This is a genomic window from Flavobacterium urumqiense, assembly GCF_900108015.1.
In the GTDB taxonomy this organism is placed as follows: Bacteria; Bacteroidota; Bacteroidia; order Flavobacteriales; family Flavobacteriaceae; genus Flavobacterium; species Flavobacterium urumqiense.
Map to the genome: position 1 here is coordinate 1 of NZ_FNVP01000012.1, position 14,098 is coordinate 14,098.

The following is a 14,098-nucleotide window of genomic DNA, read 5'->3' on the forward strand; positions in this document are numbered from 1 at the left end:
ATTTTTGAAGTTTTTTTAGGAAATTTTTATCTCCATTTACTTCTCTTATTCTTATCAGTTTGTCAAGGAACTTTACTCTTTTTGCGGGGTGCAAATGTAACATCCGTTTTCTAATCTCACAAGCTTTTTAGAATCTTTTTTAGAAAATAAATTCTCTCTTTAATTCGTAATACTTGTCAGCTTATTAAAGAACGTATGCGTTGTTGCGGGTGCAAAACTAGCACCTTTATACCGTTATTCAAGCTTTTTAATCCCCTTTTTTTGATCTTTTCTTAACCTTCGCTTTAACTCGCTGGAAACGTGATTTTTGAAAGTGAATTATTTTTCCTCTCCCCGGCCCTCTCCGAAGGAAAGGGTGACTTTACAGATAAAAAATCGCAGATGTCATTATATAGGTAGCAAATACTATATACTCTGTAAAAACTACAGTCCTATATATTGAGGTAACAAATGAATATCCATGAATGGAAATTTCATCTTTTATTAAATGACAAAGTCGATGAAACAAGAAATAACAAGATAAAACATGACGCAATAGCCCCGATAGCAGTGGAAATCCTTTTCTCGAGTTTTTTTACGAGAGAAAAGATTGAAACGAATAGCGGGAAATAGCTCCTAATAGAATTACACTCTTTTACCTAATTACAATAACTGTCATTTTGTTTTTATACCTATATAGTAACAAACCTTACATATCTATTGTATGTGTTTTCGTAATCCTTTATATTTGCATTCTTAAAATATCAAACAATGATTAAGATTACTTTGCCCGATGGGTCAGTTAGAGAGTATGCTTCAGGGGTAACTCCCATGGATGTTGCTAAAAGCATTAGCGAAGGATTTGCTAGAAATGTGATTTCGGCTTCTTTTGATGGTACAACAATTGAAACTACAACTCAATTAACGACGGACGGGAGTCTTACATTATATACATGGAATGATGCTGATGGTAAAAAAGCTTTCTGGCATTCAACTTCGCACGTGATGGCACAGGTTCTTGAAGAATTGTATCCTGGGATAAAATTAACTCTTGGACCAGCAATATCTAATGGATTTTATTATGATGTAGATTTTGAAGATCAGAAAATTACTGATGCTGACTTTAAAAAAATTGAGGATCGTGTTCTTGAAATTTCAAGAGGAAAACATGAATTCAAATTACGTCCCGTATCTAAAGCAGAAGCTTTAGCATTATACAAGGACAACGTTTACAAAACTGAACTTATAACAAATCTTGAAGACGGAACGATTACGTTTTGCGATCACGATACCTTTACAGATTTATGTCGTGGTGGTCATATTCCGAATACCGGGATTATCAAAGCGATGAAAATCATGAGTGTTGCTGGAGCCTACTGGCGTGGTGATGAGAAGAACAAACAGTTAACTCGTGTTTATGGTACGTCGTTTCCTAAACAAAAAGATCTGACAGAATACTTGGAATTACTAGAAGAAGCTAAACGTCGCGATCATAGAAAATTAGGAAAAGAACTTGAGTTATTTGCTTTTTCACAAAAGGTGGGTGCCGGATTACCGTTGTGGCTACCTAAAGGTGCTGCTTTGAGAGATCGACTAGAACAGTTTTTGAAAAAAGCACAGAAAAAAGGTGGATACGAGCAAGTGATTACGCCACATATTGGTCAGAAAGAACTATACGTAACTTCAGGGCATTATGCAAAATATGGCGCTGATAGTTTTCAACCTATAAGTACTCCGGCCGAAGGAGAAGAGTTTTTATTAAAACCAATGAACTGTCCTCATCACTGTGAAATTTACAATGTACGTCCGTGGTCATACAAAGATTTACCGAAGCGTTATGCTGAATTTGGTACCGTTTACAGATACGAACAAAGTGGTGAATTACACGGTTTAACTCGGGTAAGAGGATTTACTCAGGATGATGCGCATATTTTTTGTACTCCAGAACAATTAGACGAAGAGTTTAAAAAAGTAATTGACTTAGTACTCTATGTATTTGGTTCATTAGGATTTGAAAACTTTACAGCTCAGATATCTTTGAGAGATAAAGAGAATAGAGATAAGTATATCGGTAGTGATGAAAATTGGGAAAAAGCAGAAAATGCGATTATCAATGCCGCAAAAGATAAAAATTTAGACACTGTAGTAGAATATGGCGAAGCTGCTTTCTACGGTCCAAAACTGGATTTCATGGTAAAAGATGCTTTGGGAAGACAATGGCAATTAGGAACGATTCAAGTGGATTACAACCTACCGGAACGTTTTGATTTGACTTACAAAGGTTCTGACAACGAATTACACAGACCGGTGATGATTCACAGAGCACCGTTTGGTTCTATGGAGCGTTTTATAGCTATTTTATTAGAACATACAGCAGGAAATTTCCCACTTTGGTTGATGCCTGAACAAGCTATAATATTGTCTTTGAGCGAGAAATATGAAATATATGCGAAAAAAGTTTTAGATTTGCTAGAAAATCACGAAATTCGCGCCCTCATTGATAATAGAAACGAGACAATCGGAAAGAAAATCAGAGATGCCGAAATGCAAAAAACCCCGTTTATGTTGATCGTAGGCGAGGAAGAAGAGAAAAACGGTACCATCTCTATTCGTCGTCACGGACAAGAAGGAAAGGGAAATATCAGCGTTACAATAGAAGAATTTGTTGCTATTGTAAACGAGGAAATCAATAAAACATTAAAAGTATTTACAGTTTAACTTAAATTATAAAGTCATAGCAATAAGAAGCAACAGAGGTTACCAACCTCGCGTAGAAAAAAAAGATGCCCACAGAATAAACAGTCTTATTCGTGGTGTACAAGAAGTGAGACTTGTAGGTGAAAATATTGAGCCTGGAGTTTTTAAACTTTCAGAAGCTTTAAGATTAGCTGACCAATTTGAATTGGATTTAGTTGAGATTTCCCCTAATGCTGAACCTCCGGTTTGCAAAATCATGGATTACAAGAAATTTGTTTACGAGCAAAAGAAACGTGATAAAATCCTAAAAGCGAAATCTACACAAGTAGTCGTTAAGGAAATTCGTTTTGGACCTCAAACAGATGAACATGATTATGAATTTAAGAGAAAAAATGCAGAGAAGTTCTTGAAAGAAGGAGCAAAATTAAAAGCTTTTGTATTCTTTAAAGGACGTTCAATCATTTATAAAGATCAAGGTCAAATCTTATTATTGAGATTAGCAACAGATCTAGAAGAATTTGGTAAAGTGGAAGCGATGCCAGTTTTGGAAGGAAAGAGAATGATTATGTTCATTGCACCTAAGAAAAAGAAGTAAACAGTTTGCAGTGTTCAGTTTTCAGTTTGAACTTTAAACATGAAGCTTTAAACATAAGATAAGTAAGTAAGAATAAATTAAAATACTAGGAAAAAATGCCTAAAATGAAAACCAAATCTAGCGCCAAGAAACGTTTTAAAGTTACTGGTTCTGGAAAGATTAAAAGAAAGCATGCTTTTAAAAGTCACATCTTGACTAAAAAATCGAAAAAACGTAAATTAGCTTTGACACACTCAGCGCTAGTTCACAAAACAGATATGAAAAGCATCAAACAACAATTAAGAATTATATAATAATTCTTTAGGTTAAAACAATTTCAAATAACCTTGGAGTACGGCCATTAAGTGCTTTTGATTAAATTCAAGCCGCCTGCTACAAAAACACATCAAAATTATGCCAAGATCGGTAAATTCAGTTGCTAAAAGAGCAAGAAGAAAAAAAATAATGAAGCAAGCCAAAGGTTTCTTTGGTAGACGTAAAAACGTTTGGACAGTTGCTAAGAATGCGGTAGAGAAAGCAATGTGCTACGCTTACCGTGACAGAAAAGTGAACAAAAGAAATTTCCGTGCTTTATGGATTCAACGTATCAACGCTGGAGCTAGATTGGAAGGAATGTCTTATTCACAATTCATGGGTAAAGTAAAAGCTAACGGAATTGAATTGAACAGAAAAGTTCTTGCAGATTTAGCTATGAACCATCCTGAAGCTTTCAAAGCAGTACTTAATAAAGTAAAATAAACGTTTTATCAACTCAATTTAGATTACTTACTTATATAGAAACCTCAATCGAAAGATTGGGGTTTTTTGTTTTTTAAGAGTATTAATGACTACACAAAATATACAAATGAGATAACTCTTCTATCATAATTAATTTCTGTATTTTCGAGAAATGAAACCCCAAAAAAAACCATTTCACAATCTAGATACCATTATTAGCCTTACTTTATGTCATACAATCTTGTGAGAAAAATACGCAAAAGAATTCTCAGAAAAAACGCGATGTTACAGAAATAAATAAACTACTAGCACTTGGTCACAAACATTATGCTAATGAAAGATTTGATAGTTCTTACTATTACTACAGCAAAGCCAAATATGCTGCCGAAATAAGAAAAGACACTTCCAGAATTATTCACTCAACAAGTTGGCTTTCTCAAACACAAAGAATTTAAGGCGATTATGCTGGGAGTGAAGCCACAGCTGGAAAGGCTCTACCTCTTTTTTGATAAAATCAGATACGATTCAATTACAGAAAAGAACGAAAATCTAAAACTAAAAGCGCAAGCAATATTTCAACAAGAACAACAGCAAAACAAAAATTTACTCCTGTGTTTCGTGGTTGCAATTATTATTGCCATGAGTATTGTTGTTGGTAATTTCCTTGTAGCAAAACACAAACGAGAAAAAATGAAAAGCGCTGAAATTCGAATTGCTAAAAAACTACATGATGAATTGGCCAATGATGTCTTTCAAACTATGGCTTTTGCTGAAACACAAGACTTATCCACTACTCAAAATAAAGAAATGGTACTTACCAATCTAAATACCATTTATTCCAGAACACGGCACATTTCTACAGAAAACAGCACTAGTGAATAAGAACGTCTCTTTGTATCCAGTTTAAAAGAAATGATGTCAGGATTCAATAATAATGAAGTGACTGTATTGATCAATGGAATCGACACAATCAATTGGATAACCATAGAAAGTAATGAAAAAATTACAGTTTATCGTATGCTTCAAGAATTACTTGTCAATATGAAAAATCAAAGTCAATGCGGTCTAGCAGTACTACCTTTCAAAAAAACAGAAAATAAAGAACAAATAGATTACAGTAATAATGGCGTTGGAGGAATAATAGATGAATTAAATTTAAAAATTGGATTACGAAATTTAGAAAACCGGATCCAGGCTATAAAAGGGACAATTACTTTTATCACAAAATCTGACAAAGGATTCATAGTGCTTATTGTTGTTCCAATTTAAGTACAGCCTTGTAGTTGTGAAGTTTTAATTGTTGAAGTTTAAATTGAATTGCCATTATCTATTTATATATTTTTTTATAATGTATTCAGATATTGGTTTTAAGGTTTTCTCCGTTTCTGGATGTAAGCCTGGCTGATTAAAATATTCATACTTACCCCCAAATGATTTCCCATACCAAACAATAGGTTTCCCTTTTTTGAAGAAAATTGTATATGTGTTAACCTCAATTTTTTTAAAGGACAATAAATCTTCGTTTAAAACTAATACGGATGTTAGATTTCCAGTCCCTAATCTTTCATTTTTGCAATCTACTGCTTCATAATGATCTCCATCCCACTTCATACATTCTCTTTCGGGGAAAATCATACTCTTTACTGTATAGCCCATAAAAAACAAAGATAAAAACACAGACAAAATCATGACTATCTTTTTCTTTATACCATCATTATTCTTGGTTTCTATTACTTTTTTAACCCATTTTTCTTCACTAAAATAATCCAAATCAGCTTCCTTTTCTTCTACTAATGGAGTAACGTCTAAAATACTTCTTTCAATACTTCTTTCAATACTTCTTTCAATAATTTTTCCATTAAGTAAATACTTATTGTAAGGTCTTGGATTAAAATCAACAAGAATGGCTGCCACTTCTATTCTTGTCACATTATCCAAATCCTTCTCTTCTTTTAAAAATGATATTATAGGTTTGAATTTTCCAATATCAAAATTCTCAATTTCCTTCCTCAGCTGTTCCTCTTCTTTTACATTAAAAAACATTCTAAATACACTACTATCCGTTTTTGTCAAACAATTATCAAGCCTCATCAAACACAGATTTCGTAATTGAGCAGGTGTAGGATTTAATAAAATACCTGAAACTTCTTCAATTTTCGACACTTCATATTTTATTCTTATGGAATTCTTGTATTCTTCAAAAGTAATTTTGTTCATAAGCATTTACTGGAATTATTCGGAATCCTATGGAAACCTTTGGAATTAGCGGAATCATCGGAATTCCATTCAAATTATTCAACAAAGACAGCATTTCTTTGCCACGGAATCAGTTCATGTTTTGAATTGCAATCAAGACAAATGTACAAAACTAGTTCTAAAAAAGTGTCGCTAAATAGCATGGCAAGTTTATTCGGGAAGTATAAATAATACTATTCTGTTTCAGCGCACTTCACTTCCCAAAAAGCAAAAGAATAAAATGTTTTAACGGCGTGCCTATTCCGGCAAAGATTCGATTTGAATATCGGACAGCCCAACCTATGTCTAATTTTTAATTCCAAAAAAATGAAAAGAATAATTTTAGTATCTTGTTATATCATTGCATGTCTTGCTATGGTTTCCTGTACCAATGACGAAATGGAAACCAACCCAAATAATAAACAACAAGTATCCGCTAATGCTGATAGTAATCCAATTGACGGACAAAATGGTCAAACTCCTATAATTACACCAAAACCGTAATTAAAATTGTTAATTCAAATACTACAATATTTTAATTAATTTCTGTATTTTCGGGAAATGATACTAAAAAAGTTACTTTTCCCGATTTACATTTTATTACTATTGCTATTATTTGTATTACAATCCTGCAAAAAAGAACAGCAAAATATTCCCAAATCTAAAAGCATTGCGAATTATTCTAAGTATATAACCCTCGCTGAAAAATATTTTGAAAACCAAAAAAACGATAGTGCTTTCTACTATTATAATAAAATAAAATCTACTTCTGATGTTTCAACAGACAATGAAAAGATAATTTATTCGCTATTAAAAATGGCCATCATTCAACAAAACGAAGGAGATTATTCCAGTAGTGAAACTACAGCAACAGAAGCCTTATTATTATTTCAGAAAGACACAAATCCAGCATATAAATGTTCTCTTTTCAATATATTAGGAATAAATTACGAGAACCTATACGATTATAATAATGCCGTTTATTATTACAATCAAGCCTATAATCAAGCAGATAATGAATTACAAAAAGCAGTTCTTAAAAATAATATTGCCGTAGTATATATGGATAAGGAAGATTACCGTCGTTCCATAAATATTCTTTTGCCATTAACGCTAAAAAAAGAGATCCCGAACGGCGCTGAAAATAATGCCAGAGCACTCGATAATTTAGGTTATTCATATTTCCTAATTGGTAATGCAAAAAGTCTCGACTATTTAAATCAATCCTTGAAAATAAGAAAACAAATAAAAGATAATTTTGGCATCATGGCTAGTTATATTCATTTTTCTGAATTTTACAAAGATAGCAAACCAAAAAAATCATATAATTATGCGCGATTGGCCTATGAAAAAGCAACCGAAATAAATAGTGTAAATACTCGCTTAAAATCGTTAGCATTATTAGTAGAAAGTAGCATTGGGAACGAATCAAAAAAATTTTCCATGTTGCACCTCCATATCAATGACAGTATCAATAAAGTGAGACAAAAGGCAAGAAATCAATTTGCTAAAATAAAATACGATTCCAAAAAAGAAAAAGAAGATAATTTAAAACTAAAATCCCAAAAAGCAGAAAATGCGCTTCAATTAGAGCAACAGAAAAACAGAAATCTACTCTTATATTTTGTTGTTGGAATTATTATTATGATCAGTATTTTTATATCTAATTTTCTTGTAGCCAAAAATAAAAGAGAAAGAATAATAACCTCATATAATACTGAGATTCGAATCGCGAAAAAACTTCATGATGAATTGGCTAACGATGTCTATCAAACCATGGCTTTTGCCGAAACTCAAGATTTATCCACCGGCCATAATAAAGAAGTATTACTTAACAACCTAGACACGATCTATTCCAGAACACGAAACATTTCTAAAGAAAACAGTATTGTAGAAACTGGCGCTCACTTTTTACCCAATCTCAAGGAAATGATGTCTGGATTCAATACTAATGAAGTCAACATATTGACCAATGGAATAGATTCTATTAATTGGGCAACTGTAGAAAATAATAAAAAAATTACTATTTATAGAGTCCTGCAAGAACTACTTGTTAACATGAAAAAGCATAGCCAATGTAATTTAGTAGTGCTAACTTTTAAAAAAAATGAAAATAAATTACAAATAGAATACAGCGATAACGGCATTGGAGCAACATTCGATGAAAAAAAATCAAGAAATGGGTTACAGAATGTGGAAAACCGTATTCAAGCTATAAAAGGAACTGTTACTTTTGATACTAAATCCAACAAAGGATTTAAAGTAACAATACTATTCCCAATATAATCAGCATCATTATGTTTAATAAAGTTTTAATTGCCGAAGATTTAGATAGCATAAGTGTAGCAGTAATTCAAGCGCTTGAAATGCTTTCTGTTGTTGAAATTCACCATGCTAAATATTGTGACGATGCTTATTTAAAAATAAAAAAAGCACTTCTCGATAAAGTACCTTATAATCTATTAATTAGTGATTTGTCATTTAAGACAGACCATCGGGAAAACAAGCTTACTTCTGGTGAAGAACTTATCGAAGCCGTAAAAAAGGTGCAACCAGACATCAAGACAATAGTATTCTCTATAGAAGACAAATCCTTTAGAATAAAATCACTTTTTAATACTTTAGGTATTAATGCTTATGTTTCTAAAGGACGAAATAGTTTGCCTGAACTTCAAACCGCAATTCAGCGTGTTTATGAAAATGAGGACAAAATAATTTCTAATGAATTGTCTCATACCTTGAGAGGCAAGTCAATTTTTGAAATTGAAGCTTATGATATTTCTCTTTTGAAATTATTATCTAAAGGTTATATCCTAGATGAAATTGCAAAAGAATTAAAAGAAGCAGGAATAAGTCCAAATGGCAGTAGTAGTATTGAAAAACGAATCAATAAACTTAAAGTGTACTTTAAAGCCAGTAATAACGTTCATTTGATCGCAATAACTAAAGATTTAGGATTAGTCTAACAAAAATCCAATAGTGCCCGCAATTCAATTCAGCGAACTATACTATAAACTTAAAATTAGTAATTGAATTCGTTAAAAAAATTAAACCCCTCCAATTAACATTTTTTTTTAAAATAATTGATCACTTTACGGTTTCCCGTAAAAAACTTCTTTTTATTGGTCATACGTTTGGACTTTAAACTTTTAAATTTAATAAGATGGCCAATTTTACTACCGATGACTTAGCATTCACAGGATATTCAAAAACAGTTGACATTAATAACGATCTCCAATATAATGAAATTATAGAACGTATTTATGTGGATAAAATCGAAGAATTTGAAGTAGTCCATTTTTGCAATCAATTTTTACAAAAATATAACGTACCACAAACCAGAATAAGTTTTCAAAAAGTAGAGAATTTATTACAGCACGCCATTTTAGAAAATGAATTCTATAGAGAGGAATTATTAGATTGGATTGCTAGTAACTGGGTTAAAATATAATTTATACCTTTTTATTAAAATTTGAAATAGAACGGAATCCAACAATCCCAACATTATCAGATTTAAAAATTTTGATTTGTTGTGTGGAAACAAAATGGTTTGTTACAGCCTACCGTAACTTTAATCCAATTTACCATTCATCTACGCATAAAATTCTCTTCTAATTTTATTCAGTTTTAATATAAATATTTAATTTATTTTCCTAAAAAACCAACAAAATGGCGACACAAAAAGACGCAGGATTTGAAATCAAACATACAGAAAAAAATAAAGATCCTATATGTGAAAAATGGAACAAACGTGTTGATGATTATGAAAATTATGTAAAAGAATATATTACACATTATAAAAAATCATTGAAAGGGAATTCCATTTCATTATCAAAATACCCTTATATGAAAGTAAAATGGGAAGCTTTAGGTCTCAAATTAGATAAAGCTAAAAAGAAGGAATTATTGACAAATAAGCAAATGAAAAAAGTGTTAAGAATTCAACTAAAAATAGTTAATACTTGTTGTGAATAAATATTATTTTTTAAAACTTTCCAATGAAAAAATTCCTGCTAATGGGTCTTGTTTTACTCTTTACATTTTCGAATTCTCCTTCAAAAAAAGAAAAGAAGCAGCCAAGAATTTACTACAATACTATGAATTATAAGTATGATGATGAAATTATCAAAATAAACAGTAAAAGATAAAGAAAAATATCTTGATAGTAATTTTCACCAAGGTATTGTCACAAATGGAATTGGTTCTTACTTAAAACATTATGCTACAAATTTAAATTATCCCTAAAATATTTGACAAAATTCAAATTATCTAATTTTATTTTTTTGGCGTTTTATTACCCTAAATGAGGTTTCCCTCAAATAAAAGCAATTTATTGAAGGTAGGTTTGTAATCAATTAAAACCTTAAACCTATGGATTCATTAATTAATTTTAATTTACTGTATTCAATACAAGTAGCTGTCATGTTTATGGGAGCTGTTTGTATTATTTATTTATTATTTAAAATTTGGAAAAATAAATAAAAACCCGAATTCTAATATTAAAAACCATACTAATAAAATTTATCATGATTTTAAAAAATAAAATTAAAGAAATAACCTTAGATGAGAAAGGAATAATTTTAAATTATAAAGAAAGAGCCCAAAAAGAAATTTTGTATTCAGAACTAAATGAAATTTATATTACCGTAAATAAAATAAAACCATTTTCTGAATTCTTAATTATTTTAATATTAATATGTATTGCAGCATTTTCTTTCTTGATTCTACAAACTAACATCATTTTGACTCTATCTCTATTAATAATTTTTACAACAATTGTAAAAATGAATACTTATAAAAGGTATGGAATAAAAATATGCTTGAAAAATGGACATACTATTGAAAAAAAGATACTAGCCAAATCAAAACATGAAACAATAGATATTGTAAATGATGTCAAAAAAGAGATTTACAATTATAAAATACAAAAAAGCAATAAAGGGATACTTCAACATTCTGTTTAAATGTAATTTATAAAAACTGCTGATTTATAAATTTTTGCTGATACATTACGTTAACTTTGAATTGCACTAATTTTTAAATAAAAATCATTAGAGTTTGCCTAATTTAAATAAATGAAATTCTTATTTTCCTTCCTATTCCCTCTCATTTCCTGCGTTGTTTTTTCCCAAACCAAACTCCTTTCTTGGAATTTGGAAAATTTTGGCAAGTCAAAATCAGAGAAAACGATTAGCTACATTGCAAATTCGTTAAGAGACTATGATCTCATTGCTATTCAAGAAGTTGTGGCTGGTTACGGCGGTGCACAAGCAGTAGCAAGATTAGCAGAAGAACTCAATCGCAAAGAAGCCAAATGGGACTATGTGATCAGCGATCCAACGAGCAGCAGCTCCCACAAAACAGAACGCTATGCCTTTATTTGGAAAACGAGTAAGCTTAAAAAAATAGGAAGAGCCTGGCTAGAAAAAAAATACCAAATAGAAATTGAGAGAGAACCTTATCTATGTACGTTTCAGTATGAAAACAAACAATTCACAGTTGCTAATTTTCACGCCATTACGAAAAACAAACAACCAGAAACGGAAATTAAATATTTCAAATTTCTACCAGCTGAATATCCAACATTGAATTTGATTTTTGCAGGTGATTTCAATTGTCCGCAATCACATACTGTTTTTAATCCGCTGAAAAAAATGGGGTATCAATCGATCTTAGTGAATCAGAAAACCTCATTAAAAAAAGAATGCAGAAATGGTAAATGTCTCGCTTCAGAATTTGATAATATGTATTTCAAAACTTCGAAAATCACTATCATAAATTCAGGAATTATTTCGTTTTATAAAAATTTCAATTCGCTTCGAGAAGCAAGGGTAATTTCGGATCATATTCCTATCTGGCTTGAATTTTCTTTGAATTAATTAATCGAAAACTTCCAAATTATTTCCATCAAAACTGGCAAAAACCATACTGGGATGCGAATCCTTATGAAATATATTCCCTTGGTTATTAATAGCAATTGCACCTGCAAAACCATCATAAGGTTTCAATTCGTTGAAAGTTTTAGTAAAGGCTTGCTCTAATGAAAAGCCATCGGTTACTCGAGTAACAATTTTAGCAGCAGTTGCATTACTCACAATATCTTCTCCTACTCCTGTTAGACTCACACCGCAAAATTCATTGGCGTAATTCCCCGCAACGGTTGCCGAATCAGAAATTCTACCTGCCATTTCAAAACCTTTTCCGCCTGTAGATGTGGCTACGGCAATTTTTCTATTTTGGTCTAAAGCCACACAACCCACTGTTCCTGTCCCTTGTGATTGCAGTTTCGATTCATATTCTGCTCTACGTTGTGGAATCTCCGTTGAGAAAGAAGGAAAACCATTTTTTCTGGCAAATTTGGTTGCGCCACTGCCACCCAAAACTCTGTCGTCATATTGCATTAATATTTGGGCAACCTTAATTGGATTTTGAACTTCTTCAATATTAATAACACCACTCATTTTCTGAGTTTCACCATCCATAACAGCAGCACTCATCCTGATTTTTCCATCACTTTGTATTTGGCTACCCGTTCCTGCATTGAACAATTCATCATCTTCTAAAAGGGAAACAGCATAAATTACCGTTTCTAATGCTGAATGTGTTTCTAAAAATTCATAAGAATTTTTTACTATTCGCTTCAACGCATTTTGTTTGGCAACTTTTGTTTCGTTATTGGTAGATGATTCAGAGAAAAAACCTCCGTGTATGATTAGTTTCATAATGTATAGGTTGCAGATTTTATTTTTAGACTGTCGTTTAGATATTGAAAACTATTGTCTGATTTATAAGTAATGTGAAGATTGAATATGCATTTTATGCGTTTCAAGATTATAGGTGTCAAATTTGCTCATTACATGTGTTACCAAATGGGAAATTGATATAGGTTGTCCTAATTCTACTTTCGTCAAATTGGTGTCTTTTATTTCGCGACCATCAACTAAAATTACTAATCCAGAACCTATCGCTTCCATTTGTTTATTATTATTAGTAATTAACAAACCCGTATCTTCTCCAAGACCAATTCCCAGTACTCTCGGGTTACCAACAACTGCCTGAAAGAGCCTTCCAATTCTGCCACGTTGTACAAAATGAGTATCGATAATTACACCATCTATTAATCCTAATCCGCTAGAAATTTTCACTTCACCTTTCAACAAAGCTTCTGAGCTACTGCCTTGATAAATCATATTATTTGATGCTGCAGCAGCTCCTGCTGAAGTTCCAGCATAAATAAATTCTTCATTGTAATACTTATCCAGTAGAATATCATGAAAAGGTGTTCCGCCTAGAATGGATGTCAATCGCAATTGATCTCCTCCGGTAAACATAACTATATCAGCTGCTTTTAGTCGATCCAAAATGGATTTTTCTGCTGCTTGCTCTCTTCTTTCTATCGTAAGTATATCAATATTCTTTGCATTCAAATACTCAAATGCTTTAACATATTCAGGACCAATTTCCTTCGGTATGACTGAAGCTGTTGTAATAACTTCGATACGTGAATTCTCCTTGTGTTTTGATTCGTTAATAATCCTTTTTAAAATTCCAGTTTCAAAAAAATTTAAATTGTTAGTTGCATTTTTATCGAAATTAGTTTCAGTAAAACTTCCTTTATCTACTGCACCTCCTATTATTATCAGTTTTCCTAGTATATTCATTTTGTAAAAATAACCAAAAAGATAAAAACAGCACTTTAAGTTTAATTATTTTTTTCAATAATTTAGAACAGAATAATTATTAAATAAATTTTGATTCCTATTTAAAAAAAACTACTTTTAATTTAGTTCTATCTGTTATTTAAAAAATAAATAGCATTTACCATCTTATTTTTTAAAAAAAATACAGCCTATTGTATTTAAAATTAAGTAATTA

General features: G+C 31.3%; 17 protein-coding genes. 14 read left to right on the plus strand and 3 right to left on the minus strand.

All coding sequences use genetic code 11. The annotated features are described in order from the left end of the window. The first annotated feature begins 750 nt into the window (after positions 1 to 750). From thrS to C4S35_RS12940, 6 genes are all read left to right on the plus strand, one after another. Complete coding sequence (gene thrS / locus C4S35_RS12915) at positions 751 to 2,697, plus strand: threonine--tRNA ligase (protein ID WP_104000576.1); 1,947 nt, start codon at positions 751 to 753, stop codon at positions 2,695 to 2,697. Positions 2,698 to 2,713: 16 nt separating this feature from the next. Further along, complete coding sequence (gene infC, locus C4S35_RS12920) at positions 2,714 to 3,271, plus strand: translation initiation factor IF-3 (RefSeq protein WP_370273076.1); 558 nt, start codon at positions 2,714 to 2,716, stop codon at positions 3,269 to 3,271. Positions 3,272 to 3,366: 95 nt separating this feature from the next. Further along, positions 3,367 to 3,564, plus strand: a complete 198-nt coding sequence (rpmI, locus tag C4S35_RS12925) for a 50S ribosomal protein L35 (RefSeq protein ID WP_022827375.1) — start codon at positions 3,367 to 3,369, stop codon at positions 3,562 to 3,564. 100 nt (positions 3,565 to 3,664) lie between these two features. Then, a complete protein-coding gene (gene rplT / locus C4S35_RS12930) occupies positions 3,665 to 4,009 on the plus strand; it encodes a 50S ribosomal protein L20 (protein ID WP_035633036.1) in 345 nt (114 codons plus the stop codon). Between the two features lie 441 nt (positions 4,010 to 4,450). Continuing rightward, positions 4,451 to 4,870, plus strand: coding sequence for a hypothetical protein (locus tag C4S35_RS12935; RefSeq protein WP_104000577.1), 420 nt, complete (start codon positions 4,451 to 4,453; stop codon positions 4,868 to 4,870). 30 nt (positions 4,871 to 4,900) lie between these two features. Next, a complete protein-coding gene (locus C4S35_RS12940) occupies positions 4,901 to 5,257 on the plus strand; it encodes a sensor histidine kinase (protein ID WP_146059546.1) in 357 nt (118 codons plus the stop codon). Positions 5,258 to 5,311: 54 nt separating this feature from the next. On the opposite strand, the gene C4S35_RS12945 is transcribed toward C4S35_RS12940, so the two are convergent. Next, the gene (locus C4S35_RS12945) at positions 5,312 to 6,205 is read right to left on the minus strand and encodes a hypothetical protein (protein ID WP_104000579.1); all 894 of its coding nucleotides are present in this window, start codon (positions 6,203 to 6,205) and stop codon (positions 5,312 to 5,314) included. 345 nt (positions 6,206 to 6,550) lie between these two features. On the opposite strand from C4S35_RS12945, the gene C4S35_RS15655 reads away from it, so the two are divergent. The 8 genes from C4S35_RS15655 (at position 6,551) to C4S35_RS12975 (ending at position 12,102) form a co-directional block, all read left to right on the plus strand. Continuing rightward, positions 6,551 to 6,727, plus strand: a complete 177-nt coding sequence (locus C4S35_RS15655) for a hypothetical protein (protein ID WP_159916756.1) — start codon at positions 6,551 to 6,553, stop codon at positions 6,725 to 6,727. A 312-nt stretch (positions 6,728 to 7,039) separates the two neighbouring features. Next, a complete protein-coding gene (locus tag C4S35_RS12950; RefSeq protein ID WP_146059547.1) occupies positions 7,040 to 8,509 on the plus strand; it encodes a tetratricopeptide repeat-containing sensor histidine kinase in 1,470 nt (489 codons plus the stop codon). 11 nt (positions 8,510 to 8,520) lie between these two features. Further along, entirely contained in the window at positions 8,521 to 9,189 is a 669-nt protein-coding gene (locus C4S35_RS12955; RefSeq protein WP_104000581.1) for a DNA-binding transcriptional response regulator, read from the plus strand. A gap of 197 nt (positions 9,190 to 9,386) precedes the next feature. Continuing rightward, on the plus strand, positions 9,387 to 9,674 hold the full coding sequence (locus tag C4S35_RS12960) for a hypothetical protein (protein WP_104000582.1): 288 nt from the start codon (positions 9,387 to 9,389) through the stop codon (positions 9,672 to 9,674). Positions 9,675 to 9,892: 218 nt separating this feature from the next. Further along, complete coding sequence (locus C4S35_RS12965) at positions 9,893 to 10,198, plus strand: hypothetical protein (RefSeq protein WP_104000583.1); 306 nt, start codon at positions 9,893 to 9,895, stop codon at positions 10,196 to 10,198. A 23-nt stretch (positions 10,199 to 10,221) separates the two neighbouring features. Next, positions 10,222 to 10,371, plus strand: coding sequence for a hypothetical protein (locus C4S35_RS15660; RefSeq protein ID WP_159916759.1), 150 nt, complete (start codon positions 10,222 to 10,224; stop codon positions 10,369 to 10,371). A 378-nt stretch (positions 10,372 to 10,749) separates the two neighbouring features. Continuing rightward, a complete protein-coding gene (locus C4S35_RS12970; protein WP_104000584.1) occupies positions 10,750 to 11,187 on the plus strand; it encodes a hypothetical protein in 438 nt (145 codons plus the stop codon). A 111-nt stretch (positions 11,188 to 11,298) separates the two neighbouring features. Next, a complete protein-coding gene (locus C4S35_RS12975) occupies positions 11,299 to 12,102 on the plus strand; it encodes an endonuclease/exonuclease/phosphatase family protein (RefSeq protein ID WP_104000585.1) in 804 nt (267 codons plus the stop codon). Here C4S35_RS12975 and C4S35_RS12980 read toward each other — a convergent pair whose 3' ends face one another. Further along, on the minus strand, positions 12,103 to 12,945 hold the full coding sequence (locus tag C4S35_RS12980; RefSeq protein WP_104000586.1) for an isoaspartyl peptidase/L-asparaginase: 843 nt from the start codon (positions 12,943 to 12,945) through the stop codon (positions 12,103 to 12,105). It abuts the gene before it with no gap. Between the two features lie 63 nt (positions 12,946 to 13,008). Continuing rightward, on the minus strand, positions 13,009 to 13,884 hold the full coding sequence (locus C4S35_RS12985; protein WP_104000587.1) for a cyanophycinase: 876 nt from the start codon (positions 13,882 to 13,884) through the stop codon (positions 13,009 to 13,011). Between the last annotated feature and the right edge of the window lie 214 nt (positions 13,885 to 14,098).

Coding starts and splice junctions, on each gene's coding strand:
- rplT (WP_035633036.1), top strand. CDS start 3,665: ATGCCAAGATCGGTAAATTCAGTTGCTAAAAGAGCAAGAAGAAAAAAA.
- C4S35_RS12940 (WP_146059546.1), top strand. CDS start 4,901: ATGATGTCAGGATTCAATAATAATGAAGTGACTGTATTGATCAATGGA.
- thrS (WP_104000576.1), top strand. CDS start 751: ATGATTAAGATTACTTTGCCCGATGGGTCAGTTAGAGAGTATGCTTCA.
- C4S35_RS12955 (WP_104000581.1), top strand. CDS start 8,521: ATGTTTAATAAAGTTTTAATTGCCGAAGATTTAGATAGCATAAGTGTA.
- C4S35_RS12960 (WP_104000582.1), top strand. CDS start 9,387: ATGGCCAATTTTACTACCGATGACTTAGCATTCACAGGATATTCAAAA.
- C4S35_RS12970 (WP_104000584.1), top strand. CDS start 10,750: ATGATTTTAAAAAATAAAATTAAAGAAATAACCTTAGATGAGAAAGGA.
- C4S35_RS12985 (WP_104000587.1), bottom strand. CDS start 13,884: ATGAATATACTAGGAAAACTGATAATAATAGGAGGTGCAGTAGATAAA.
- C4S35_RS15655 (WP_159916756.1), top strand. CDS start 6,551: ATGAAAAGAATAATTTTAGTATCTTGTTATATCATTGCATGTCTTGCT.
- C4S35_RS12945 (WP_104000579.1), bottom strand. CDS start 6,205: ATGAACAAAATTACTTTTGAAGAATACAAGAATTCCATAAGAATAAAA.
- rpmI (WP_022827375.1), top strand. CDS start 3,367: ATGCCTAAAATGAAAACCAAATCTAGCGCCAAGAAACGTTTTAAAGTT.
- C4S35_RS12965 (WP_104000583.1), top strand. CDS start 9,893: ATGGCGACACAAAAAGACGCAGGATTTGAAATCAAACATACAGAAAAA.
- C4S35_RS12975 (WP_104000585.1), top strand. CDS start 11,299: ATGAAATTCTTATTTTCCTTCCTATTCCCTCTCATTTCCTGCGTTGTT.
- C4S35_RS12935 (WP_104000577.1), top strand. CDS start 4,451: ATGCTGGGAGTGAAGCCACAGCTGGAAAGGCTCTACCTCTTTTTTGAT.
- C4S35_RS12950 (WP_146059547.1), top strand. CDS start 7,040: ATGGCCATCATTCAACAAAACGAAGGAGATTATTCCAGTAGTGAAACT.
- C4S35_RS12980 (WP_104000586.1), bottom strand. CDS start 12,945: ATGAAACTAATCATACACGGAGGTTTTTTCTCTGAATCATCTACCAAT.
- C4S35_RS15660 (WP_159916759.1), top strand. CDS start 10,222: ATGAAAAAATTCCTGCTAATGGGTCTTGTTTTACTCTTTACATTTTCG.